The sequence below is a fragment of the Haemophilus sp. HMSC061E01 genome, assembly GCF_001810345.1.
Classification (GTDB): domain Bacteria; phylum Pseudomonadota; class Gammaproteobacteria; order Enterobacterales; family Pasteurellaceae; genus Haemophilus_D.
This window is the reverse complement of the sequence record NZ_KV800998.1, coordinates 124,753-149,860: the sequence shown is the minus strand read 5'-3', so window position 1 is coordinate 149,860 and position 25,108 is coordinate 124,753. Positions and strand designations below refer to the sequence as shown.

The following is a 25,108-nucleotide window of genomic DNA, read 5'->3' as shown; positions in this document are numbered from 1 at the left end:
AACAGCCCCTTGAAGTAAAAGGGGCTTTTTTATTGTCTTAATTCTCGTTACAATCGTTTCTTATCTCAATTTACAAGGTTTATCTATTGAAAGGTCTATTTTTACGTATTATTGCTGCCTTTGCATTATTACTTTGGGCAGTGGATATGGTGTTCCCTTGGCAAAAAATTATGCAATCGGAGCAAAACCCTTACACTGCGATCAAAAATCGCGGTAGCCTTATTGTCGGCACCATTAACAATCCCATTTACTATTTTATTGGGAATGAGGGCGAATCTGGCTTGGAATACGAATTAGCAAAAAACTTTGCGGATTATTTAGGGGTTCGTTTACAAATTAAAACCTTAGAAAATAACGATCAACTTTTTAACGAATTAGAAAACAACAATATTGATATTGCTGCTGCGAATCTTTTGTTCCAGCCTCAACGTGCTGAAAAATTTCAGTTAGGGCCCTCTTATACTTCTGCCTCTTGGCAACTTGTGTATAAAAAAGGGGAAAATCGCCCGAAAGATTTAGCTCAAGTCCAGCAAGAAATTATCATTTCTGCGGGGGAAGATTTAGAAAAATTATTATCCCTTGCGCAGAAAAAACTTCCTGCACTTAAATGGCAGAATAACAAGCAGTTGACCCAAGAAGAATTATTGATTCAAGTGGCAGAAGGAAAAATTCCTTACACCATTGCCAATAGTATTGATGTGGCGGCTGCACAACAAATTCGCCCTAACTTAGCAATTGCATTTGACCTAACGGATGAAATGACTGTGCACTGGTATCTTTCCAATAAATCCTATAATGAGCTACAAGCAGGCTTATTGGATTTTATGAATAATGCCATTGAAACGGGATTAATTGATCGTATTGAGGAAAAATATTTCCGCCACATTACTGCCTTTGATTATGTAGATACTCAGGCTTATTTAGAGGCGGTTGAAAAAATCCTTCCTCAATATCAACCGCTCTTTGAAAAATACAAAGGGAATTTAGACTGGCGATTATTAGCTGCTGTAGCCTATCAAGAATCGCATTGGGACCCTTATGCTACCTCTCCAACAGGTGTGCGCGGGATGATGATGCTTACCAAAGATACGGCTGTGCGGATGAATATTAATAATCGCACTGATGCCGAACAAAGTATAAAAGCGGGATCGGAGTATTTGCATTGGCTACTCGACCAAATGCCAGACAGTATTCCAGAAGAAGATCGAATTTGGTATTCTTTAGCAGCATATAATATGGGATTAGGGCATATTTTGGACGCACGTCGCTTAACAAAAAAATTAGGTGGTAACCCAGATAACTGGTTAGATGTAAAAAATAATCTTCAACTATTATCGGAAAAGCGCCATTATTCAAACTTAAAATATGGCTACGCCCGAGGCTATGAAGCCTACCAATATGTCGAAAATATTCGCCGTTACATGAACAGCATTGTGAATTATCATCGCGTTCAAGAAAACCAAGCGACTGCAACAGAGTAAGTGCGGTCAGAAAAAGCAACGTTTTATTGAACTCAAAGAAAACAAGGAGAAAAAGATGTTAAAAAGAAAAACTTTTTTAAAGAAAAAAGCATCAAGAGATATCTCTGCCTCACGCAACTTGCGTTTAAGACGCTTAAAACACCGTAAAGCAAAACAATTCCAACGCCATGCATTACAATTAGTGATTCAAGATATCTAAAAAAGGGCGAACATCATGTTCGCCCTTTTTATTTATTCATTATCCTTTATTTTTCAAAAGAATCTTTTAAACGCTCATCTGCTCGGCGGGATTCGCCTTTATGTTGAAGTTTATTTAATTGGCGTTCTAATTTTTCTTCGACTTCATTGATCGCTTTATACATATCATCAGCCGTTGCAGTGGCTAACAGATTACCTAATGGAGTTCCAATTGAAGCCTCTACAGAAAAGCCGTTTGGCACTTTACTTAAAACAAAATGCGGGCTAATCAGTTGAGTGTGCCATTTCTCTAATTTTGCAAGTCTTCCCTCCACATGTTCACGAATTGCAGGGGTGATTTCCATTTGTTTACTTGTGATATTGAGTGTCATAGCATTTACCTCTTTTGCTTAAATGAACCCTTCGGTTCCGTTCATCTTTAATAACAAAATATCGACCTTGAACCACTTTTTCAAGTGCTTTTAGGTAAATAAAAAAACAAATGTTCAAAAATATGATCGGGATCTAATTTCTGAAAAAATGTGATTTCATTTCCGTGTAAACTTGTTATGATGTAAAGCTGTAAACAACAAAGGGAAGCACTCGGCTTCCCTTTTCTTTTTATGAATCTAAATTAGGTTAATTCATCTTGATCATGTTGCGTCGCTTTTAAACGTTCGAAGTAATCTTTGGTTTCTGAAATAATCTCTTTGCGTAACCCAATTAATGCAACTAAGTTCGGGAAGGCCATTAAACCATTCACGATATCCGCTAAGATCCAAATTAAATCTAAAGTCAGGAATGAGCCTGCCCCAACCAGAACAATAAACACGAAGCGATACAATTTAATACCACGAATACCGACTAAGTAAAGGAAACAACGCTCACCGTAGTAGCACCACCCTAAAATTGTGGTGAAAGCAAAGAATAATAAGCCAACAGTTACAATGGTTGCACCAAATGATGTACCTAATCCCTGCGCAAAAGCATAGTTAGTCACACTTGCACCTGAAAGCTCAGGATTACTCCATGCTCCTGTAATCACAAGCACTAAGCCTGTCATCGTACATACGATGATAGTATCTAAAAATGTCCCCATCATCGAAATTAAACCTTGTCGAACGGGCTCTTTCGTTTGCGCTGCTGCGGCTGCGATTGGCGCACTTCCTAAACCTGATTCATTTGAGAAAATACCGCGCGCCACACCCGATTGAATGGCTTTCATCACGGTAAAGCCAACTGCACCACCTAAAGCTGCCTGAGGATTAAACGCACTCTGAATAATTAATGAAATTGCAGCAGGTAATTTGTCGTAATTAACGATTAAGATGATAATTGAGGTCGTCACATAACTCAGCGCCATAAAAGGCACAATGACTGCAGAGGCTCTCGCAATACGTCTTACTCCACCAAGAATAATCATCGCGACCAATACCGTCACCACTGTTGCAGTAATCACAACAGGCACGTTAAAGGTGTCTTGCATCGCATGCGTAATCGCATTCACTTGAGGAAAAGTACCGATACCAAAAAAGGCCACCAACACCCCAAATAACGCAAATAATTTCGCTAACCATTTGATACCAAGACCACGTTCGATGTAATACATTGGTCCACCAGCCATAAAACCGTATTTATCGCGCACACGATATTTCACTGCAAGCAAACATTCGGCATATTTGGTTGCCATGCCTAATAATGCAACTAGCCACATCCAAAAAATCGCGCCAGGTCCACCCGCTTGTACTGCGGTCGCTACACCCACGATATTCCCTGTACCAATGGTTGCCGCTAATGCGGTACAAAGTGCAGCAAAAGAAGACACGTCCCCTTTGCCTTTATTTGCACCACGAGCAAATAAATAGCCCAAGGCACGAGGCAAATAACGAATTTGCAAAAAACCTAAACGAAGGGTGAGATAAAGTCCGGTTCCGGACAAAAGAATAAGTAGGGGCGGTCCCCATATAAAGCTACTAATAGCCGATAAGATTGTCTGTAATGACATTGATGATTCCTCGTCGTTTAAAATACAAATAAACTCGACAAGGAGACAAGAAGAATCCCGATAGAAATATATTGATAATACGGATTGTCTTTTGCCCCTGTCCTTTTGCCTGAGCGTTTGGAAAACAATCGAAAAATCGACCGCTCTTTTGCGCCTTCGGCGTCCATTTACATCAATCAATAAAATGCAATGGATCTCTCCAAGGGTTCGTCCAGTAACAGTCCCTGCAATCTTGCGATTGCGCCTGAAAGATTTTACCTCGTCGGCGTAGGGGCAATTCCCTACTCTCCAGCTACCTTCTTCCGAACTCACTTTTTACGTTTTATTTTTTATCGCAAAAAGTGTCGCGAATTTTAGCAAACTTGAAAGGCTAACTCAATGGATTGACGAAAAAAGGCTTAGATAACAAGGTGAAAGCAGATAAAAACAAAGTGCGGTCAAAAATTTTCTTATTTTTTGACCGCACTTTTTTTAAATCAAAAAAGAAAGGCAGGTCATTGCCTGCCTTTATCTATTTTAATAATTATAAAATCTCTTTTGCTTTTGCTACCACGTTATCCACGGTGAAACCAAAGAGTTTGAATAATTGATCTGCTGGTGCTGATTCACCAAAGCTATTCATACCAACCACGCGACCTTCAAAGCCAACGTATTTATACCAGAAGTCTGCAATACCTGCTTCGATTGCAACACGTTTGGTTACGGCTGCAGGTAACACACTTTCACGGTACGCTGCATCTTGTTTGTCGAAACGGTTAGTACTTGGCATAGAGACGACACGCACTTTTTTACCTTCAGCAGTCAATACATCTGCTGCTTTCACTGCCAATTCCACTTCAGAACCTGTCGCAATGAAGATTAACTCTGGTGTACCCTCACAGTCTTTTAACACATAAGCACCACGTTTAACGGCATCTAATTGTGCAGAAGTGCGGTCCATTTGTGCTAAGTTTTGACGGGTAAAGATCAACGCACTTGGGCCATCTTGACGTTCAACCGCTTGTTGCCATGCGATGGCTGATTCCACTTGGTCACATGGACGCCATGTTTCAAGATTTGGAATTAAGCGTAATGAGGTGGTTTGCTCAACTGGTTGGTGAGTTGGACCATCTTCGCCTAAACCGATCGAGTCATGAGTATAAACGAATAAAGTGCGTTGTTTCATTAATGCTGCCATACGCACTGCATTGTGTGCATATTCGTAGAACATTAAGAAGGTTGCGCCATAAGGAATGAAACCGCCGTGTAAAGCAATACCATTCATAATCGCTGACATACCGAACTCACGCACACCATAGTTGATATAGTTACCACCTACGTTTTCGTGTGCACGAATTGGTTTAGAACCGCTCCATAACGTTAAGTTAGAGCTTGCTAAGTCTGCGGATCCACCTAAGAATTCAGGTAATACATGTGCATAAGCTTCGATTGCATTTTGTGATGCTTTACGGCTTGCAATGCTTGCAGGATTCGCTTGTAATTTTTCAATGAACGCTTTAGATTCTGCCGCCCAATTTGATGGTAATTCACCGTTTACACGACGTGTAAATTCTGCCGCAAGTTCTGGATATGCTTTTGCATAAGCGGCAAATTTTTCTTCCCAAGATTTTTCTGCTGCCGCACCTTTTTCTTTTGCTGACCATTCCGCATAGTACTCTGCTGGAATTTCAAATGGACCATATTCCCAACCAAGTGTTTTACGGGTTAGTGCGATTTCTTCATCACCTAATGGTGCACCGTGACAATCATGAGAACCTGATTTATTTGGTGAACCGAAGCCGATGATGGTTTTACAAATAATTAACGTTGGTTTTTCTTTTTCAGCTTGAGCAAGAATGGTTGCGGCACGAATTTGTTCTGCATCATGGCCGTCCACATTACGGATTACTTGCCAGCCATAAGCTTCAAAACGTGCTGCGGTATCATCACTGAACCAGCCATCTACATGACCATCAATCGAAATATTGTTGTCATCGTAGAAGGCGATTAATTTACCTAGGCCTAATGTTCCTGCTAAAGAGCAAGCTTCGTGAGAAATCCCTTCCATTAAACAGCCATCGCCTAAGAACACATAAGTGTGGTGATCGACAATTTCATGGCCTTCACGGTTAAATTGACCTGCTAATGTTTTCTCCGCAATCGCCATACCCACAGCATTAGTGATACCTTGGCCTAGTGGACCTGTAGTGGTTTCAACACCTGGCGCGTAACCATATTCTGGGTGTCCTGGGGTTTTAGAATGTAATTGACGGAATTGTTTTAAATCTTCGATAGAAAGATCATAGCCTGTTAAATGTAATAAGCTATAGATCAACATTGAACCGTGGCCATTAGAAAGCACAAAACGGTCGCGATCGGCCCATTTAGGATTGTTTGGGTTGTGTTTTAAGAAATCGCGCCATAATACTTCAGCGATATCCGCCATTCCCATCGGTGCACCTGGGTGGCCTGATTTCGCTTTTTGTACTGCATCCATTGATAGTGCACGAATTGCGTTGGCGAGTTGTCTACGAGTTGCCATGTTTTTCTCCTATCTAAATAATTCTCAGTATTCTACCCTATTTACTGATTGGCTTAACCAATATTTGCAATTTTATTTACCTTGATCAAATTCTTCGACGACGTTGATGGAAACGTTGGCTACTCGATTTACCTTGTAAATTTACCACCGTTTTAGTTTCCACTGGTTTTCGATATGTTCGACGATAATGACTTAAAAAATAATGAATGGAACTGGCGAATAAAGCGCCTAATAAAAAGACCACGACAATTTCACCATATAAGCGATGAAACACTTGATTGATTTTGTTCTGTGTTGTTTGAGCATATTGGGCGTCAAACGTCACACGCAAAAAGCCACGAACCGCGTTATTAGAAGCTGAATAAATAGGCTCAACAATTTGTTGTGTTGAAAACTCACCTTCATTTTTATGTTCTAGGCCTAGTTGCTCACGAAGGTTGCCTGTATTGGTACTTTGTGCCAATTCTTTACCGTTATAATCATAAATAGTCGCATCGAGCACAAAGTTTTCTTTGACTAAATTATCTAAATTTTCGACGAGCTGATCGGATTTCGCATTATTGGTTAATAAAACTGAAAATAAATTGGCTTGCTGACGAACCAAAGTATGCGATAAATTCGCTACTTGATTCACACTTGAAAGCTGTGAACCAATCTTAAATTGTTTCACACCAAACAAAATCACCGCCATGGCACCGATACAAAGCAGCACGATGAGCCCAAACATCAGTGATTTTTGAAGTTTTTCTTTAATTAATTGCACGTTGTTTTTCCATTTTTTCGCCAAGATCGGCTAGAATAGACGAGTATTCACAATTTACAGGATTTTCTATGCAAATTCAAAACCTTGCAAGCATTACCCAAAAATATCCCCAATTTCCCACCGCACTTTCGTCTGATTTGCCTCATCCCGATGAAACTCATGCGTTTATTTTATACGGCACAACGCTGAATTTAGCAAAATTACTCGAATTCCAACAAAAGTGCGGTCAATCTTTCCTGTGTTTTGATGCATGGAACGTTGAAAAAAATACCGTTGTCCTTTTAAAAGGCAAATGGCTCACCGATTTTATTGCCCATTCTCACGACCTGCAATTAGACATCGCTAAACTGGATTTTGATGCAAAATTATCAGAAAAAGGTTTATTGGTGATGGATATGGATTCTACTGCCATTCAAATTGAATGCATTGATGAGATCGCTAAACTGGCTGGCACGGGTGAATTAGTTTCTGCCATTACTGAAAGCGCCATGCGTGGCGAGCTCGATTTTGAACAAAGTTTGCGTCGTCGTGTCGGTACGCTTAAAGGCGCACCAGAAACTATTTTGCAACAAGTACGTGAAAAATTGCCTTTAATGCCAGGCTTAATTGAAACCATTAAGACATTACAACAACATGGTTGGAAAACTGCCATTGCTTCTGGTGGTTTTACCTATTTCGCCGATTACTTAAAAAGTTTATTAAACCTCGATTTTGCGGCGTCTAATCAATTTGAAATTATTGATGGCACGCTGACTGGCAATGTAAAAGGTAGCGTGGTCGATGCACAATACAAAGCGAATACCTTGCAAAAACTCGCTGAAGAATACAACATTCCACGCAAAAATACCCTTGCTATTGGTGATGGCGCTAATGATTTGGCGATGATGAAAGTCGCAGGATTAGGCGTAGCATTTCATGCCAAACCGAAGGTGCAACAACAAGCACAAATTGTGGTAAACTTTGCTGACTTAACCGCACTTTTATGTCTTTTAAGTGCAAATGATCGAATTTAATTCATTTTGGGAGAAAACTTATGCCATCTTTTGACATCGTATCTGAAATTACTATGCACGAAGTGCGTAATGCGGTTGAAAATGCAAACCGCGTATTAAGTACACGTTATGATTTCCGTGGCGTGGAAGCCGTCATTGAATTAAATGAAAAAAGCGAAACCGTGAAAGTGACCACCGAATCTGATTTCCAATTAGAGCAATTAATTGAAATCTTAATTGGTGCGTTTGTAAAACGTGGCATTGAGCATAGCTCATTGGATATTCCAACAGAAAGTGAACATCACGGTAAACTTTACACCAAAGAAATCAAATTAAAGCAAGGGATTGAACCTGATATGGCGAAGAAAATCACTAAATTAGTGAAAGATTCAAAAATCAAAGTTCAAACTCAAATTCAAGGTGAACAAGTACGCGTAACCGGTAAATCCCGTGATGATTTACAAGCTGTTATTCAATTGGTGAAAGGGGCTGAATTAGGCCAACCATTCCAATTTAATAACTTCAGAGATTAATTTAATGAAAAAATATCTGTGGGTATTTTTGGCTGCAGTTCCAGCATGTTCGCTCGCAAATGAGAATGCCATGAGTCTCGGTGAGAGCGTCATTGATGTTGTAAAATGTGAAGGCACCAAAGGCGAAAAGATTTGGGTCGCGCTAAATAATCTTAAAACATTCACTTACATGAAAAATAATGTAAATGTGGCTCATCAAACGATAGATAATGCTTACTTACAAGCTTATGCCACAGAAGCAACGCTTTTTCTTCCACCAACAGAAAATAATCAGTTGTGGACGATAATAAAAGAAAGAGCTGTAGATAAAACGAGCATCAGTCAAGTTACTATCGATTTGCGTAATAAGAAAGGTAAGCTAATTTCTCATGCTGCTTGCAAACGAAATGACGAGACTTTTTCATTATTAATGGGATCGAGTTTCGATATAAAAGAGCCTACCGATAAAATCCTTGAATTAATGGATCCACCTACGCCATAAAAACGAAAGCGCGGTCAAAAAAAAACAATATTTTTTGACCGCTCTTTTATTTGCGCTAATTAAGCTAATCTCGCTTTTGCTTCTGCAATCGCTTCTGCTACACGAAGTGGTGAAACCCCACCTTTCGCACAACGTTTATCTAAACAAGATTGTAGCGAAAGAATGTCATAGACATCATCCCCTACCACATCACTGAATTGACGGAATTCAGGAATGGTTAAGTCTTCCAAGGCTTTTCCTTTTTCAATGGCATAAACCACGATTTCACCGACAATATGATGAGAATCACGGAATGGCACGCCTTTTGCCACAAGGTAATCCGCTAGCTCTGTTGCATTTGAATAACCTTTTAAAGCGGCTTCGCGTGTACGGTCGGTATTCACTTTTAATTCATCTAGTACAAAAGTCGCCATATCTACGCAATCTTGCCAGGTATCTAATGCATCAAAGATCCCTTCTTTGTCTTCTTGCATATCTTTGTTATACGCTAATGGTAAACCTTTTAAGGTCATCAACATACCGGTTAATGCACCCATGACACGGCCCGCTTTACCACGAATCAATTCACAAGCATCTGGATTTTTCTTTTGTGGCATTAAAGAGGAACCAGAAGTCACACGATCCGATAATTCCACAAAATTCGCTTCACCACTGTTGAAAATAATCATATCTTCTGCGAAACGAGAAAGGTGAGCCATGCTTAAAGATGCCGTTGAAAGTAATTCTACAATATGATCGCGATCTGATACGCTATCCAAACTATTACGCGTCGCAAAAGCAAAACCCAGATCAGCGGCTAATTGTTCACGATCAACTGCATAGGCTGTCCCCGCAAGTGCACCACTGCCTAATGGGCAGCTATTCATGCGTTTATAAGCATCGGCGAGACGTGAATAATCACGCTCAAACATTTCCACATAAGCCATACACCAATGGGCAAAAGTGATGGGTTGAGCACGTTGTAAATGAGTATAACCCGGCATCACTGCATCTTGCGTCTTTTCCGCTGTTTGCACCAAATGACGTTGAAGATTACGAATAGATGCTTGCAACTCCGTTACACGTTGTTTGCACCACATTTTAATATCAAGTGCAACTTGGTCATTACGGCTACGGCCTGTGTGTAATTTTTTACCTAAATTACCCACTTTATCGATAAGCTTACTTTCCACCCAACTATGAATATCTTCTGCATCATCTTGCAAAATCGCCTGTGGATTTGACCGCACTTCAATTAATAATTCATTTAAGGCAACTTCTAGCTGTTGTTGCTCTTCAGCACTTAATACACCAACGTTGACTAACGCTTTAGACCAGCCAATAGAGCCCTCAATATCTTGCTCTGCCAAACGATAATCAAAACGCAGGCTATCATTAAAATCTTTAAAACGTTTATCTGCCGCTTGTGTAAAACGACCACCCCAGAGAGCCATAAGTTATCCTTCTTTTAATTTTAACATTGATTAATTATTCAATTATTACGCATAATTAATCAGTATGCAATAATAATCTCTTTATAATCTGCTATTTTACTCTGTTTTTTCTAACAAAAACTAGACAGTATTAGATTTTAGTGGTAATTTACGCACCATTCTTAAGGGCATTGCCCACCATTCAAACAATTCAGTATTATCAACTCTTATTCGTTCCAACATTATTAATTATGCATCTTACAGAACTTAAAAATACGCCTGTTTCTGATCTTGTGAAACTTGGCGAAGAACAAATGGGTTTGGAAAATCTTGCCCGTTTACGTAAACAAGATATTGTTTTTGCTATTTTGAAACAACATGCAAAGAGCGGTGAAGATATTTTTGGCGGTGGCGTGTTGGAGATTTTACCCGATGGTTTCGGTTTCTTACGCTCCGCAGATAGTTCCTACCTTGCTGGTCCTGATGACATCTACGTTTCTCCAAGTCAAATTCGTCGCTTCAATCTTCAAACTGGTGATAAAATTGAAGGCAAAATCCGTCCACCAAAAGAGGGCGAACGCTATTTTGCACTTTTAAAAGTCGACCAAGTCAATGATGACAAACCTGAAGTCTCTCGTAGCAAAATCCTTTTCGAAAACTTAACCCCATTACATGCGAATTCCCGTTTAAGAATGGAACGTGGTAATGGTTCAACCGAAGACTTAACTGCGCGCATTTTGGATTTAGCCTCTCCGATTGGTAAAGGTCAGCGTGGTCTTATCGTGGCTCCGCCAAAAGCTGGTAAAACCATGTTGCTACAAAATATTGCACAAAGCATCACGCACAACTACCCAGAATGTGAACTTATCGTACTTTTAATTGACGAGCGTCCAGAAGAAGTAACGGAAATGCAACGTTCAGTAAAAGGTGAAGTGATTGCTTCAACCTTTGATGAACCAGCTGCTCGTCACGTTCAAGTGGCTGAAATGGTTATCGAGAAAGCAAAACGTTCTGTTGAGCATAAAAAAGACGTAGTGATTTTACTCGACTCTATTACACGTTTGGCACGTGCTTACAATACCGTTACACCAGCGTCTGGTAAAATTCTTTCTGGGGGTGTGGATGCAAATGCTTTACATCGACCAAAACGTTTCTTTGGTGCTGCACGTAACGTAGAAGAAGGCGGGAGTTTAACCATTATTGCAACCGCACTTGTAGATACCGGCTCAAAAATGGATGAGGTTATCTTTGAAGAATTTAAAGGTACAGGTAACATGGAATTACATCTTTCTCGTAAAATTGCAGAAAAACGTGTGTTCCCAGCGATTGACTTCAACCGTTCTGGTACGCGTAAAGAAGACTTACTTACCACACCAGATGAATTACAAAAAATGTGGATTCTTCGCAAAATCCTTAACCCAATGGGTGAAGTGGAAGCGATGGAATTCCTCATCGACAAACTTATGGTGGCGAAAACTAACGATGAGTTTTTTGAAATTATGAAGCGGTCTTAATTCTGACCGCACTTAAAAACAAAAAAGGCTTGGAAAACCAAGCCTTTTTTATTTTGCGAATTATTCGCCCAAACGCTCTTTAATACGAGCAGATTTACCTGAACGTTCACGTAAGTAGTAAAGTTTAGCTTTACGTACTGCACCTTTACGTTTAACAGCGATAGAATCTACTGCTGGAGAGTGAGTTTGGAATACACGCTCAACACCTACGCCGTTAGAAATTTTACGTAAGGTGAATGCTGAGTGCAAGCCACGGTTACGAATTGCAATAACCACGCCTTCGAATGCTTGCAAACGACGTTTGCTACCTTCAACTACCCATACTTTAACTTCTAAAGTATCACCTGGGCGGAAGCTAGGTACGTTTTGTTTTAATTGTTCTTGTTCAAGTTGTTTGATAATGTTAGACATTGTTTGATCCTTTATTGATCCTAGATGTAACTGAAACTAACTGTTATGCTCGACTTGCGCCTCTTTTAACAGTTTACGTTGTTCGTCAGTCAGAGCTAGGCCTTCTAAGAGCTCAGGGCGTCGGAGCCACGTTCTTTGTAGCGATTGTTTTAATCGCCATTTCCGAATTTCTTCGTGATGTCCCGACATCAGCACGGGTGGTACAGTTAATCCTTCTAACACTTCCGGTCTGGTGTAATGCGGACAATCTAATAAACCATCTACAAAAGAATCTTCTTCTGCAGAGGCTTGCTTGCCTAATACACCGGGAATAAAACGCGCAACAGCATCAATTAATGTCATTGCAGGCAATTCCCCACCGGTCAGAACGTAATCACCAATTGACCATTCTTCATCAATTTCAGTTTGAATCAATCGCTCATCAATACCTTCGTAACGTCCACATACCAAAATCAATTTCTGATTTTGAGCAAGCTCGGTTACGCCGCCTTGATCGAGTTTACGTCCTTGTGGCGAAAGGTAAATCACCTTTACGCCTTCTCCTGCCGCTGCTTTCGCAGCATGAATCGCATCCCGTAAAGGTTGCACCATCATCAGCATTCCTGGACCACCACCATAAGGACGGTCATCCACGGTTTTATGCTTGTCGAATGTAAAATCTCTTGGATTCCAACATTCTACTTGCAGAAGATTATGTTTTACGGCTCTACCTGTAACCCCAAATTCCGTAATCGCTTTAAACATTTCGGGGAACAATGAAATTACCCCTATCCACATAAAAAGCCTACTACATTACGTTTGTGCATACTTGAGATTAGAAACCAGCGTCCCAATCCACTTCAATTGTTTTCGTGGTGAGATCGACTCTTTTAACTACTTGTTCATACAAGAACGGAATTAACCGCTCTTGTTTTCCAAAAGCATCTTTAGTATTGGCTTTAACCACTAACACATCATTAGAACCGGTTTCCATCATCTCTGTTACAGTTCCCATTGTATAACCTTCTAGGTTGACGACTGAACAACCGATTAAATCGTGCCAGTAATAATCGCCTTCTTCCAGTTCAGGGAAAACAGATAAATCCACACCAATTTCAACATTTGCTAAAGTTTGTGCGGCTTCACGATCATCAACGCCTTTTAATTTAACGATGATTTCGTGATTATGATGACGCCAGTTTTCTAATTCCGTTGGCTGCCATTCGCCTTTGATTTTTAAAAACCAAGGTTGATATTCAAAAATGCTTTCAGCTTGTTCTGTTGATGAATAAATACGTAACCACCCACGGATACCGTAGGTTGAGCCTAATTTGCCCACAACTTCAATACGTTGTTGTTCCATATTTTTCACCTATCTTAGTTTAAGAACTAAATCAAAAAGCGAGATTATGCTTTTTGAGCTTCTTTTACCAAAGTTGCAACACGATCTGAAAGTGATGCACCTTGAGCAACCCAGTGGTTTACACGCTCAAGATCAACACGAAGACGCTCTGCATTACCTTGTGCGATTGGGTTGAAGAAACCTACACGCTCAATGAAACGACCGTCACGTGGTGAACGACTGTCAGCTACTACGATTTGATAAAATGGGCGTTTTTTAGCTCCGCCACGAGATAAACGAATGGTTACCATAACCTTCCTCTAAATGTTTAATTACTAAAAGAATATTCTCAAACTCGAAAGTAATTTAAGAATATAGCTTACTTTTTTCTCTGTATATATAGACAAAAAGCCTGAAGATTTTACACTTTTTGAGCAAAAAAGCAAGCCAATAGCCTATTTCTACTTGAGAAATTCACCATAAAAAATGACCGCGCTTCATCACAAAGTGCGGTCAATTTTTCATTCATTTATTGGATTAATAAACCCCTTGAGCCAACATTGCATCGGCTACTTTTACAAAGCCTGCTACGTTTGCGCCAACTACATAGTTAATGTTTGCTTGGCCTTCTGCTGAACCGTATTTTTTACAGTTTGCATGAATATCTAACATGATACGATGAAGCTGTCTGTCCACCTCTTCAGCTGTCCAGTATAAACGTTGTGAACTTTGCGCCATTTCTAAACCTGATGTTGCAACACCACCTGCATTAGCCGCTTTACCAGGGCCAAATAATACACCAGCTTCTAAGAATGCTTCTGTCGCTTCGATAGTGGTTGGCATGTTTGCACCCTCAGCAACCAATTTCACACCGTTTGCAATTAGAGCTTTAGCGTCTAAAATCTCTAATTCGTTTTGGGTTGCGCAAGGAAGTGCAATATCTGCTTTCACTTCCCAAGGGCGTTTACCCGCAACATATTGCAAACCAAACTGTTCCGCAAATTCTTTTACGCGACCACGTTTTACGTTTTTGAGTTCTAATAACGCGGCTAATTTTTCACGATCAAAACCTTCTGGTAAATACACATAACCCGCTGAGTCAGAACAAGTTACGACTTTCGCACCGAGTTCCATCGCTTTTTCAATGGCATATTGAGCCACGTTACCCGAACCAGAAACTAAAACCGTTTTATCTTGGAAGCTATCCCCTTTCTCTGCAAGCATTGCTTGGGCAAAATAAACCAATCCATACCCCGTTGCTTCAGGGCGTATTAAGCTCCCACCGAATGAAAGACCACGACCAGTAAAGACACAAGCAGCTTGGTTTGATAATTTTTTCATATAGCCTGCAAGATAACCGACTTCGCGACCACCCACACCTATATCTCCCGCAGGCACATCGGTATCCGGACCTACATGACGATACAATTCAGCCATTAATGCTTGGCAGAAACGCATCACTTCAGCATCTGATTTGCCTTTAGGATCAAAATCAGATCCCCCTTTTGCACCGCCCATTGGCAATGTGGTTAAGGCATTTTTAAAGATCTGTTCAAAACCTAAGAATTTTAAGATTGATAAGTTAACGGATGGATGAAAACGCATACCCCCTTTAAAAGGCCCAATTGCACTGTTGAATTGCACGCGGAAAGCACGGTTTACTTGAACTTGACCTTTATCATCAGTCCATGCCACACGGAATTGGATTGCGCGCTCTGGCTCAACTAAACGCTCTAATAAAGCTTCTGAACGGTATTTAGGGTTTGCTTCCAAGAAAGGCCAGATTGACGTGAAGACTTCACGAACGGCTTGTAAAAATTCAGGTTGGTGACCGTCGCGTTGAGCCACTTTTTCAAGAAATGCGTCTAATGATGCTACTGCTGACATAGGATTTTCCTTCTAGTAGTGAGTTAATATGATGTGTGTAACGTTATTTTATTTATCACCGTCTTGTTGCGGCGTGTCATCAATATAACAATAGAAAAATCAACTAGGCAATAGTTTTTTTATAGAAAAAATGAAAAAAAAATAAAAAACGAGAAAACATTTAATATTTTCTCGTTTTTATTAGATGAAATCTAAAATTAGCTCCTAGATTAGCACTTCAAGTTAAAAAGTGCTTATTTATTTTTACCTTCTAAGTAAAGCCATTCAGCGACTTGCTTCGCAAAATACGTCAAAATACCATCCGCACCCGCACGCTTAAAGCAAAGCAATGATTCCATAATGCATTCTTTTTCTTTCAGCCAACCATTTTGAATGGCTGCCATATGCATCGCATATTCACCAGAAACTTGATAAGCAAAGGTTGGCACGCCGAAATAGTCTTTCACACGATATACCATGTCTAAATATGGCATACCTGGTTTCACCATCACCATATCCGCGCCTTCTTGTAAATCAAGAGCCACTTCTTGCAAGCCTTCATTACCGTTGGCTGGATCAAGTTGATAGGTTTTCTTGTCACCACCTTTAAGGTTGCCGGCAGAACCAACGGCATCACGGAATGGACCATAATAATTAGACGCATATTTTGCAGAATACGCCATAATTTGCGTATTGATATGACCATTTTCTTCCAATGCCTGACGAATACGACCAATACGTCCATCCATCATATCACTCGGAGCCACAATATCAGCACCTGCTTCAGCGTGTGAAACAGCCTGTTTAATCAGGATATCTGTTGTAATATCGTTTAATACATAGCCTTCTTCATCAATGATCCCGTCTTGTCCATGTAGTGTATAAGGATCGAGTGCGACATCGGTTAATACCCCTAATTCTGGATAAGCGGCTTTCAATGCTCTCACTGCACGCTGTACCAAACCATTCGGGTTAAATGCCTCATCCGCCATTAAAGATTTTTTATCTTGCTCAACTACAGGGAATAATGAGATCACTGGCACGCCGTATTTCACTAAAAGACCTGCTTCGATTAATAACTGATCGATCGTTAAACGTTCAACTTTAGGCATAGAAGGAACTGGTTCACGATGATTTTTACCTTCAATGATAAATACCGGATAAATTAAATCATTCGCGGTTAAAGTATTTTCTGCCACTAAACGGCGACTAAAATCATGTTTACGTAAACGACGAAGACGACGGGTTGGAAAACCGCCTAAAATTTGTTGAGTCATAATAATATTTCCTGTTTTTATGATATTAAAAGGGCGTATCACCTACGCCCATTTTCTTAATCTTTGTGATTCAAATCACCCTGATTTTCTACCGCACTTGCCTCTTCTTCATCCTCTTTCGGTTGATAGAAACGTGCAACTAACAAGCCTAATTCAAAGAGAAGACACATTGGTACAGCAAGTAAAGTTTGAGAGAACACGTCTGGTGGCGTTAAGATCATGCCAACAAAGAATGCTCCCACAATAATATAAGGGCGTTTTGCCGCCAATGCTTTCGTTGTTGTGACACCTGTCCAGCAAAGCAAAATAATGGCAACGGGTACTTCAAAGCACACACCGAAAGCCAAGAATAATGCTAGCGCAAAATCAAGGTAACTGCTGATATCTGTTGCGATAGCTACCCCTTCTGGTGCAGTTTGCGTAAAGAAACTAAACACGAAAGGGAAAACAACATAATAAGCAAACGCTACACCGCAATAGAATAAAACTGTACTGGAAAATAATAACGGATAAATTAAACGTTTTTCATGTTGATACAGTGCTGGTGCAACAAATGCCCAAATTTGATAAAGCAAATAAGGTACAGAAATAAACACCGAAACAATCGCGGTTAATTTAATTGGCGTAAAGAAAGGCGTTTGGATATTGGTTGCAATCATCGTTGCACCTTTTGGCATCACCGCTGTTAAAGGTGCGGCGACAAAATGATAAATATCATTAGAAAAATAAACCAACGCCACAAAAACCACTAAAATACAAATTACACAACGTAATAAGCGGTTTCTGAGTTCAACAAGATGGGTAATTAACGGTTGGGAATCGTCCGTCGTATTGCTCATAATTATTCTCTAGGACTTAGCTTCAGATTTAGGTGCTGGCTGTAGCTCCACATCATCCGGCGAATAGTAATCGGATAAACGCTCAGTTAATTCAGCTTGTTCATGAGGTTCAAGTGCGGTCAAATCCACTTCTGTTTTTTCAGATTCCAAAACTTCGGCAGTTTCATTCTCTGCATGTTCTGTGGATGCTGTTTCAACCGGTTTCTCTGCTGTTTCTTGTACGCTTACCTCAAGTTTTTCCGCAGAATCAGTCGGATTTTCAGCCGCACTTTTAATTTCTTTAATTTGCTCTTCTACCGTTGTACCTGCTGCAGCTGCTTTTTCTTCTAACTCTACGCGCATTTTTTGAGCTTGCTCTTTCAGCTCTTCAACGGTTTTACTTAAATCTGGGGAAAGCTGTTTGAGATTAAGTTGTTCCGCTTTCTTAATACTATCTTGCAACTCTTGCAATTTAAGCTCTTGTTTTAATTCATTTTGAACATTAGCTGCCAATCCACGGATCGTTTTCACCCAGCCCATTACCGTGCGAATAGCCACAGGTAAACGCTTAGGGCCTAGCACTACTAAGCCCACAAGCATCAATAAAACAAGTTCGGAAAAACCAATATCAAACACGGTTATGCCTGTTCTTTATCTTTTACAGTTTCAGTTTTTTCAGCGGTGGTTGTACCGTCTTTAATTTGAGTAAACTCCGCATCTTTTTTCGGCTCGTCATCAGACATCGCTTTTTTAAAGCCTTTTACTGCTGCGCCAAGATCAGATCCCGCATTGCGTAATTTTTTGGTACCGAATACTAATAAAATTACGACTAATAAAATAATCATTTGTGCTGGGGATAAACCAAACATAGAAAAACTCCGTTAGAATTAAATTGAAAATTTGGGCTTGAATATACTCTTTTTATGCATTTGTCTCAAGAGGTAATTTTAAAAGTGCGGTCAAAAAAATTAGAGGATTTTCAACCACACTTTAGTCTTATTATTCAGCCAGTTCTGTTTGCTCATGAGACAGGAATTATGAAATAACAAAATCCAGTTCTTTCATGTATCGCTCATAACATTGCAAGATGTCCACGATCAAATCCTCTTCATTTGTAATACTCAAAGGATAACCTTCCAATTGAATATTGGTTGAAACCATTAATGCATGATGAACTTGTGCTGTTTCAGATACGGGCTTCTCAAACAAGGTGATTTGGTAAAAAAAATCCTCTGCTAGTCCATTTTCAATAGAAAGAACCAGTTGATTATTATCGCGGTCAAAATGTTGCTGTAATATCACATTTAAACCATAGGTACCAATGAATAACTGGCGTAACTCTCTCATTGCTAAAAGTGCCGTTGTTTTTAAATGGAAAATGGCGTCATCTCGCTTAGGTTCAATCACTAGCTGTCTTAAACGACTACGCCAGTTTGCACCTGTCCACAAATCTGAAACCTCTGTGGAATAATATTGTCGTTCAAATCGTAAACCTTTTAACAAACTCCATGCCATCACTGACATCAACAGAGCAAAAGGTAAAGAGAAAAACAACATCGTTGATTGTAGTATTTCAATACCGCCAAAAAGATAAAGAACAAATGTAACAGCTGACAATAAACCACCCCAAAACATAGATTGCCAACGAGGTGAAACCTGGCTTTTGTCTTCAATTGCGATATTATTAAGCGTATAAATACCAAAGTTAATGGTTACAATAAAAAAGAGTGTGATAATAAATAAAGCTAACGTTTTAGTTAAGCCGGAATAGGGTAAATAACTCAGAAAATCAAAAAGGAGTGACCCCACATTATTTACAGCTTGACCTAATGCTCCCTTAGCAAGATGTTCATTGACCCAAATGGCCCCATTACCAAATACAGTGAACCATAAAACGAAGAATAAACTTGGCACCATCAATACGCCGAAAATAAACTCCCGTAAAGTTCGTCCACGAGAAATCCGTGCGATAAAAATTCCAAACCCAGGCGCCCATGAAAACCACCATGCCCAGTAAAAAACCGTCCAATCCATAAACCAGTCTAAATGTTCTACATCATAGGCATAAGCCTTGAAACCGACTCTAATTAAACCGCTTAAGTAGGTACCAATATTTTCTGTAAACGCAGAAATTAAATATATCGTCGGACCGAATAGCAAAACCAGTAGCATAAAGAGAAATGTGACGCCTAGATTAAGCTCACTAAGAATGCGGAATCCCTTAGCTATGCCCTGCAGTGAAATTAAAATAGCAATGATAAAAACACTCACCAAAATAAGGGGAACCAAATACGGTGAGTTATCCAATAAATGCATGGAATGGAACGCTGCCGCCAACCGAATTGCACTGTAACCTAAGGTTGCGACCACGCCAAATAAGGTAGTGCAAATTCCGAGAATATCAATGATATCCCCGACTCTTCCATTAATCTTTTCTTTCAGTAAGGGATAAAAACAAGAACGTAAAGAAAACGGTAATTTATAGCGAAATCCGAAGTAAGCAATCGTAAGTGCGATCAATCCATAAATAGCCCAAGCACTGATGCTCCAATGAAAAATACTAAAAAATAATGCCGTTCTAACTTTCTCATATTCACCTATTGGTGAAAGAAAATGTGAAAGCGGTTCAGCAACACCGAGAAAAACAATGCCAATACCAATTCCAGAGGTGAAGAGTAATGCAATCCAAGAGCCTAATTTAAACTCTGGTTCTTCCTCATCACTACCAAGTTTAATATCGCCGTATCGTCCTAACGCCAAGAAAAGTAAAAAGAATAGAAAAAATGCACTCAGTAAAATATAAAACCAGCTAAATTGAGAGAAAATAAAGGCTTTCGCCGCAGCAAGATAAGATATCGTTTGCTGCGTATCAAATAAAAGGGCTGCAATAATCGCTAAACTAAAACCTAAACTGCCCCAAATAACATTTGCTTTGAAAGTATTTTGTATCTTCATATTTGTTTTAAGATAAAAAGTACGGTTAAAAATTAAGAGGATTTTCAACCGCACTTTAGTCTTATTATTCAGCCAGTTCTGTTTGCTCATGTGCCATCAATTCTTGACCCACATCGTCGAGCAAACTTAAGTAACGTTCATAATGTTTCAACATATCGGCAATCAATTCATCTTGGTCCATATATTGCACATCATAACCCACTCGACCATCAAAGAAATAAGTGTATGGCTCATAGGTCATACTATGTTGGATATGTGGCAAGTTATCATCATTAATTAATTGCTCTGACACCTCACGGCCGATAGATTTGACTCCATACATAAAATCTCGCATAGAATCCTTCTGAATCACTAACTCTACTGCAGGTTCATCTTGCTCAAACAAAGTATTCACCTGTACGCTTAAGTCATATTTACCAATCAATTCTTGGCGTAGCTCACGCATTGCCGGTAATACCGTATGTTTAAGGAAGCGTAAAATATCTTTTTCTTGCGTTTGGTTCATCATCTGCTCCAAACGTTCTTTCCACTTATCCCCCGTCCAGAAAATACTGGTTGGATTAACTTTGGTATCAAAATATTTTTTGTCCGCATTTAAGCCTTTCCATAAACTAAAACACATCAACAACATCAACATGGCGAAAGGTAACGCCACTAATAGCGTCATTGCCTGTAGATTAGCCAAGCCGCCTGATTGCATCAAAACAATGGCGACAACTGACATTAATATGCCCCACATCACCGCTTGCCAACGTGGTGCAGCAAGACTTTTATCACGTGATGCAATGTTATTTAATACATAAATACCGGAGTCTGCTGAGGTGATAAAGAATAAAGAAATCACCACCAAACTCACTAAACCCGTTACACCAGAAAGCGGTAAATAATCTAAGAACTTAAAGAGCAACGTTTCAGGCGAGGAAATCATTTGTCCTAACATACCTGCAGCTTCACCATCATTTAACCAAATGGCCGTATTACCAAATACGGTAAACCACAAGATACCGAACATGCTAGGAACCACCAATACGCCGAAAATAAATTCGCGAATGGTGCGTCCTTTTGAGATACGAGCAATAAATAAACCTACAAATGGTGCCCAAGAACACCACCATGCCCAATACAGAATCGTCCAACCACTAAACCAACTAGTATGTTCTTGTTCATAAACATAGGTTTTGAAGCTTAATTGTACTAAGTTGCTGAGATAAGTTCCGATGTTGTCGCTGAACGCTGATAACAAATAAAGTGTTGGCCCCGCCACTAATACGAAAATCAACAAACAGAAAGCTAATGTTAAATTCAGCTCACTTAAGATTTTTACCCCTTTCCCTACGCCAGAAATCGCGGAAAATATGGCTAAACTCATCACCACAGTAATCACGACAATTTGCAAGCTGAAGCTATTTTCACTAATCCAGCCTAATTGATGTAAGCCTGCCCCCAATTGAGAAGCACCGAAACCTAACGTTGTAATAATACCGAATAAGGTGGCAAGTAACGCCATAATGTCGATAAGATCGCCTAACTTGCCATTAATACGCTCTTTCAATAATGGATAAAAACAAGAGCGTAACGCCAAAGGTAATTTGTAACGGAATCCAAAGTAAGCCAATGCCAAGGCAATCGTGCCATACACTGCCCAGGCATGAATTCCCCAGTGGAATACGGTGTGTAACAAGGCTTCTTGTTGCTTATGCTCTGCACTGCCTGTAGTAATATCAGATAAGTAATGTGTTAAGGGCTCTGCCACACCAAAGAACATCAACCCCACCCCCATACCGGCGGCAAATAACATCGCTAACCAAGACAGAAAACCGAATTCAGGCTCTTCTTCATCATTGCCTAATTTGATATTACCTAGGCTACTGACTGATAAAATGACTAAAAAGCCCAAAAACACTGAGAATGCTAAGACGTAAAACCAACTAAAGTTGGCAAAAATGCCCGATTTGGCGGCATTTAATAAAGTTTGTGTTTGTTCCGGTACAATTAAAATCATTGCTACCAGTAACACCACAAAAAATAACGTTGCACCAATCACTAAAGGATTGAACGACGTTTGCTTTTCCATAAATTTAGATAAAGACAACGCTTTCCCCTTAAAAATTAAGTGAATAAAAATAAAATCAGATTAAATAAAACAAGACCTTAAGCCCTAAATAGTGCGATGGAACCATCGCAAATGACAGCACGGAGAAGTGCGATTTTGAAGGAAACCCTCAGTAGGATTTGAGTGGATTGTTTCCAAATACGAAATTTATAATATCAAAATATCAATATTTTTTCAAATTAACGAAAATTAAAATACGATAAAGAAAAAGTGCGGTCAGAAAAATCGTTAAATTTTTGACCGCACTTTAACTTAATAATACTCATATGAATGTTCAACAATAGTGCTGCTAGGTTCATTAGCCTCATCAAACTCTTCATCCTTCAACACGTTGCCATAGTTATCAACAGTCTTTTTCCAACGTTTTACAGAAGATTTTGAACCATCTCCAAATCCCAAAGGTGGGAATTCTTCAAATTGAATTTGATGTCCATTAGCATCAAAAGTCCTCACCTCTTTTCCACCATAACTGAATTCTGTCTGTTCAATTAGTTTTCCATCAGAGTATTTATTGGTATATTTTACAGGCTCAACAGCAAAAAGCTCATTCTTAAATTCTACAACATTGCCATGTTCATCATAATGGTAGCTATATTTGTTCATGCCATTTTCAAGTTTCTCGCACTCATTCTCACAAGAGTCATCTGTTTCTTTTTTAATGATTAATAATCCATTTTTATCATAAGTATTTTCAGATATAACTCGAGATTCGCTATCTTTAAATTTCTGTTTCTCTATAACCGTCAAAGTACCATCTGAATTAGTACGATAGCTATATTCGAGAACAGCGTCATCATCACTCCAAAAAATTTTAATCAATCGCCCTTGTTCGTCATACACAAAGTTTTTTGTTTGAGCAGAAGAATCTAATGTTTCTTCTTTGATTTTAAATCCCTTTGGATTAAAGTGAGTAATCTTATGTTCCAAAACAGAAGAATTACGTAGATCTGTTATTTTCATTTCCCATTTTTTTACTGGTCCTTTCAAATTTAATAAGGCTAAATCTGTTTTTAAGTGGGCAAAAAGTGTAGTGGAAAACAAAGTTAACAGACATCCCAATACGATGTGACGCATAAAAAGCTCCATTAGGTAAATAATTAAAAAGTGCGGTCAGAAAAATCGTTAAATTTCTGACCGCACTTTATTGAATGTTGATTAAATTCGTTCTTCGATAATGCCGCCACCCAAGCAGACTTCATCTAGGTAAAACACGGCTGATTGACCTGGCGTGACCGCGGCTTGCGGTTCGTCAAAAATCACTCGGATGCAATCGTCATCAATTGGCTCAACTAAACAAGCGATGTCCGTTTGGCGATAACGAGTTTTTACCGTACAACGGAACGCTTCACGCACGGGTTCGCGACTCACCCAATGTAGCTGCTTGGCAATTAAGCCTTTGGAGAACAAACGTGGATGATCATGGCCTTGTGCCACAATTAATTCATTATTTTCCACATCTTTATCTACTACATACCAGGCTTCATCACCGGCATTTTTTAATCCACCGATACCTAATCCTTTTCGCTGCCCCAGTGTGTGGTACATCAAGCCTTCATGGCGACCAATAATCTCGCCATCTACGGTACGGATGTCACCTGGTTGAGCCGGCAAATAACGCGCTAAGAAATCTTTAAATTTACGCTCACCGATAAAGCAAATCCCAGTAGAGTCTTTTTTCTTCGCGGTAATTAAACCTAAATCTTCTGCAATAGCACGCACGATTGGCTTTTCGATTTCACCTACAGGGAAAAGGCTTTGACCTACCTGATGTTTACTCAACGTGTAAAGGAAATAGCTTTGGTCTTTGTTGCTATCTAAGCCGCGTAATAGCTCTGCTTGATTATCTGCACCACGACGACGCACATAATGGCCGGTAGCAATATAGTTAGCGCCCAAATCTTCCGCTGCATATTCCAAGAAAGCTTTAAATTTAATTTCTTTATTGCATAAAATATCCGGGTTTGGCGTACGACCAGCTTTGTATTCTGTTAAGAAATGTTCAAACACGTTATCCCAATATTCCGCCGCAAAATTGATTTTATGTAGCTTAATACCTAGCTTGTCACATACTGCCTGCGCATCAGCAAGATCCGCTGCGGCTGTACAATAATCGGTATCGTCATCTTCTTCCCAGTTTTTCATAAACAGGCCTTCCACTTGGTAGCCTTGCTGTTGAAGAATAAATGCGGAAACGGAGGAGTCTACCCCACCAGACATACCGCAAATAACCTTTTTAGTGGCATTTTGGGCAAGTTGTTCTGCACTCAAAGGTGCGAAATGTTGATTATAAGTATTTGAAGTTAACATAAGTCTCCCGTAACTTCGGTTAAGGCGAAGCACATTGGTTGTTGATAAATAATAGCTACTTTATTGCTGAATAATTGATGTATCTTCTTTTAAAATATAAGAAGGCTCATCATTAAAAGAAATTTTATAAAACGTTTTACCCGATTCGCCGACAACCTCCT

24 protein-coding genes and 1 riboswitch are annotated in these 25,108 nt (G+C 39.6%); of the genes, 6 read left to right on the top strand and 18 right to left on the bottom strand.

What is annotated here, in order from left to right; genetic code table 11:
* Positions 1-86 precede the first annotated feature (86 nt).
* Both mltF and HMPREF2732_RS09830 read left to right on the top strand, forming a co-directional pair.
* A complete protein-coding gene (mltF, locus tag HMPREF2732_RS01160; protein ID WP_070590331.1) occupies positions 87-1,481 on the top strand; it encodes a membrane-bound lytic murein transglycosylase MltF in 1,395 nt (464 codons plus the stop codon).
* A gap of 55 nt (positions 1,482-1,536) precedes the next feature.
* Positions 1,537-1,680 carry a hypothetical protein gene (locus HMPREF2732_RS09830; protein ID WP_005697833.1) on the top strand — a complete coding sequence of 48 codons (144 nt, stop codon included), beginning with the start codon at positions 1,537-1,539 and terminating at the stop codon, positions 1,678-1,680.
* A gap of 46 nt (positions 1,681-1,726) precedes the next feature.
* Here HMPREF2732_RS09830 and hpf read toward each other — a convergent pair whose 3' ends face one another.
* The 4 genes from hpf to HMPREF2732_RS01140 form a co-directional block, all read right to left on the bottom strand.
* Positions 1,727-2,050, bottom strand: coding sequence for a ribosome hibernation-promoting factor, HPF/YfiA family (gene hpf / locus HMPREF2732_RS01155; RefSeq protein WP_005695412.1), 324 nt, complete (start codon positions 2,048-2,050; stop codon positions 1,727-1,729).
* A gap of 242 nt (positions 2,051-2,292) precedes the next feature.
* Positions 2,293-3,663: an alanine/glycine:cation symporter family protein gene (locus HMPREF2732_RS01150; RefSeq protein ID WP_070590327.1), complete on the bottom strand. Its 1,371-nt coding sequence runs from the start codon at positions 3,661-3,663 to the stop codon at positions 2,293-2,295.
* Positions 3,664-3,750: 87 nt separating this feature from the next.
* Positions 3,751-3,876: riboswitch (glycine riboswitch) on the bottom strand.
* A 310-nt stretch (positions 3,877-4,186) separates the two neighbouring features.
* Positions 4,187-6,184 (bottom strand): transketolase, encoded by a 1,998-nt coding sequence (tkt, locus tag HMPREF2732_RS01145; RefSeq protein ID WP_070590323.1) that lies wholly within the window; start codon positions 6,182-6,184, stop codon positions 4,187-4,189.
* An 85-nt stretch (positions 6,185-6,269) separates the two neighbouring features.
* Entirely contained in the window at positions 6,270-6,947 is a 678-nt protein-coding gene (locus HMPREF2732_RS01140) for a YtjB family periplasmic protein (protein ID WP_032804031.1), read from the bottom strand.
* Between the two features lie 68 nt (positions 6,948-7,015).
* Here HMPREF2732_RS01140 and serB point away from each other — a divergent pair, with 68 nt between their 5' ends.
* The 3 genes from serB to HMPREF2732_RS01125 are packed head-to-tail and all read left to right on the top strand — an operon-like array spanning position 7,016 to position 8,953.
* Positions 7,016-7,960, top strand: a complete 945-nt coding sequence (gene serB, locus HMPREF2732_RS01135; protein WP_070590317.1) for a phosphoserine phosphatase — start codon at positions 7,016-7,018, stop codon at positions 7,958-7,960.
* Positions 7,961-7,980: 20 nt separating this feature from the next.
* Positions 7,981-8,472 carry a YajQ family cyclic di-GMP-binding protein gene (locus HMPREF2732_RS01130; RefSeq protein WP_049384590.1) on the top strand — a complete coding sequence of 164 codons (492 nt, stop codon included), beginning with the start codon at positions 7,981-7,983 and terminating at the stop codon, positions 8,470-8,472.
* Between the two features lie 4 nt (positions 8,473-8,476).
* Complete coding sequence (locus tag HMPREF2732_RS01125; protein ID WP_261673756.1) at positions 8,477-8,953, top strand: hypothetical protein; 477 nt, start codon at positions 8,477-8,479, stop codon at positions 8,951-8,953.
* Positions 8,954-9,012: 59 nt separating this feature from the next.
* Here HMPREF2732_RS01125 and argH read toward each other — a convergent pair whose 3' ends face one another.
* Complete coding sequence (gene argH / locus HMPREF2732_RS01120) at positions 9,013-10,386, bottom strand: argininosuccinate lyase (protein WP_070590312.1); 1,374 nt, start codon at positions 10,384-10,386, stop codon at positions 9,013-9,015.
* Positions 10,387-10,616: 230 nt separating this feature from the next.
* Between argH and rho the strand changes: the two genes are divergently transcribed.
* A complete protein-coding gene (gene rho / locus HMPREF2732_RS01115) occupies positions 10,617-11,879 on the top strand; it encodes a transcription termination factor Rho (protein ID WP_005695393.1) in 1,263 nt (420 codons plus the stop codon).
* Positions 11,880-11,939: 60 nt separating this feature from the next.
* Here rho and rplS read toward each other — a convergent pair whose 3' ends face one another.
* From rplS to mnmA, 13 genes are all read right to left on the bottom strand, one after another.
* A complete protein-coding gene (gene rplS, locus HMPREF2732_RS01110) occupies positions 11,940-12,290 on the bottom strand; it encodes a 50S ribosomal protein L19 (RefSeq protein WP_005697898.1) in 351 nt (116 codons plus the stop codon).
* A gap of 36 nt (positions 12,291-12,326) precedes the next feature.
* The gene (gene trmD / locus HMPREF2732_RS01105; RefSeq protein WP_070590309.1) at positions 12,327-13,067 is read right to left on the bottom strand and encodes a tRNA (guanosine(37)-N1)-methyltransferase TrmD; all 741 of its coding nucleotides are present in this window, start codon (positions 13,065-13,067) and stop codon (positions 12,327-12,329) included.
* A gap of 37 nt (positions 13,068-13,104) precedes the next feature.
* Positions 13,105-13,632 carry a ribosome maturation factor RimM gene (gene rimM / locus HMPREF2732_RS01100; protein WP_070590304.1) on the bottom strand — a complete coding sequence of 176 codons (528 nt, stop codon included), beginning with the start codon at positions 13,630-13,632 and terminating at the stop codon, positions 13,105-13,107.
* A gap of 44 nt (positions 13,633-13,676) precedes the next feature.
* Complete coding sequence (gene rpsP, locus HMPREF2732_RS01095) at positions 13,677-13,922, bottom strand: 30S ribosomal protein S16 (RefSeq protein ID WP_005697005.1); 246 nt, start codon at positions 13,920-13,922, stop codon at positions 13,677-13,679.
* Positions 13,923-14,148: 226 nt separating this feature from the next.
* The gene (gene gdhA, locus HMPREF2732_RS01090) at positions 14,149-15,498 is read right to left on the bottom strand and encodes an NADP-specific glutamate dehydrogenase (RefSeq protein ID WP_070590301.1); all 1,350 of its coding nucleotides are present in this window, start codon (positions 15,496-15,498) and stop codon (positions 14,149-14,151) included.
* A gap of 233 nt (positions 15,499-15,731) precedes the next feature.
* Complete coding sequence (gene hemB / locus HMPREF2732_RS01085; RefSeq protein ID WP_070590298.1) at positions 15,732-16,754, bottom strand: porphobilinogen synthase; 1,023 nt, start codon at positions 16,752-16,754, stop codon at positions 15,732-15,734.
* A gap of 56 nt (positions 16,755-16,810) precedes the next feature.
* Entirely contained in the window at positions 16,811-17,593 is a 783-nt protein-coding gene (gene tatC, locus HMPREF2732_RS01080; RefSeq protein WP_070590294.1) for a twin-arginine translocase subunit TatC, read from the bottom strand.
* A 9-nt stretch (positions 17,594-17,602) separates the two neighbouring features.
* Positions 17,603-18,208 (bottom strand): Sec-independent protein translocase protein TatB, encoded by a 606-nt coding sequence (gene tatB / locus HMPREF2732_RS01075; protein ID WP_070590291.1) that lies wholly within the window; start codon positions 18,206-18,208, stop codon positions 17,603-17,605.
* A gap of 2 nt (positions 18,209-18,210) precedes the next feature.
* Positions 18,211-18,441, bottom strand: a complete 231-nt coding sequence (gene tatA / locus HMPREF2732_RS01070; RefSeq protein ID WP_005695386.1) for a twin-arginine translocase TatA/TatE family subunit — start codon at positions 18,439-18,441, stop codon at positions 18,211-18,213.
* 166 nt (positions 18,442-18,607) lie between these two features.
* Complete coding sequence (locus HMPREF2732_RS01065) at positions 18,608-20,527, bottom strand: BCCT family transporter (RefSeq protein WP_070590670.1); 1,920 nt, start codon at positions 20,525-20,527, stop codon at positions 18,608-18,610.
* Between the two features lie 64 nt (positions 20,528-20,591).
* On the bottom strand, positions 20,592-22,619 hold the full coding sequence (locus HMPREF2732_RS01060) for a BCCT family transporter (protein WP_070590288.1): 2,028 nt from the start codon (positions 22,617-22,619) through the stop codon (positions 20,592-20,594).
* Between the two features lie 273 nt (positions 22,620-22,892).
* Complete coding sequence (locus HMPREF2732_RS01055; RefSeq protein WP_014064151.1) at positions 22,893-23,714, bottom strand: hypothetical protein; 822 nt, start codon at positions 23,712-23,714, stop codon at positions 22,893-22,895.
* Between the two features lie 81 nt (positions 23,715-23,795).
* Positions 23,796-24,947 (bottom strand): tRNA 2-thiouridine(34) synthase MnmA, encoded by a 1,152-nt coding sequence (gene mnmA, locus HMPREF2732_RS01050; protein WP_070590285.1) that lies wholly within the window; start codon positions 24,945-24,947, stop codon positions 23,796-23,798.
* Positions 24,948-25,108 lie beyond the last annotated feature (161 nt).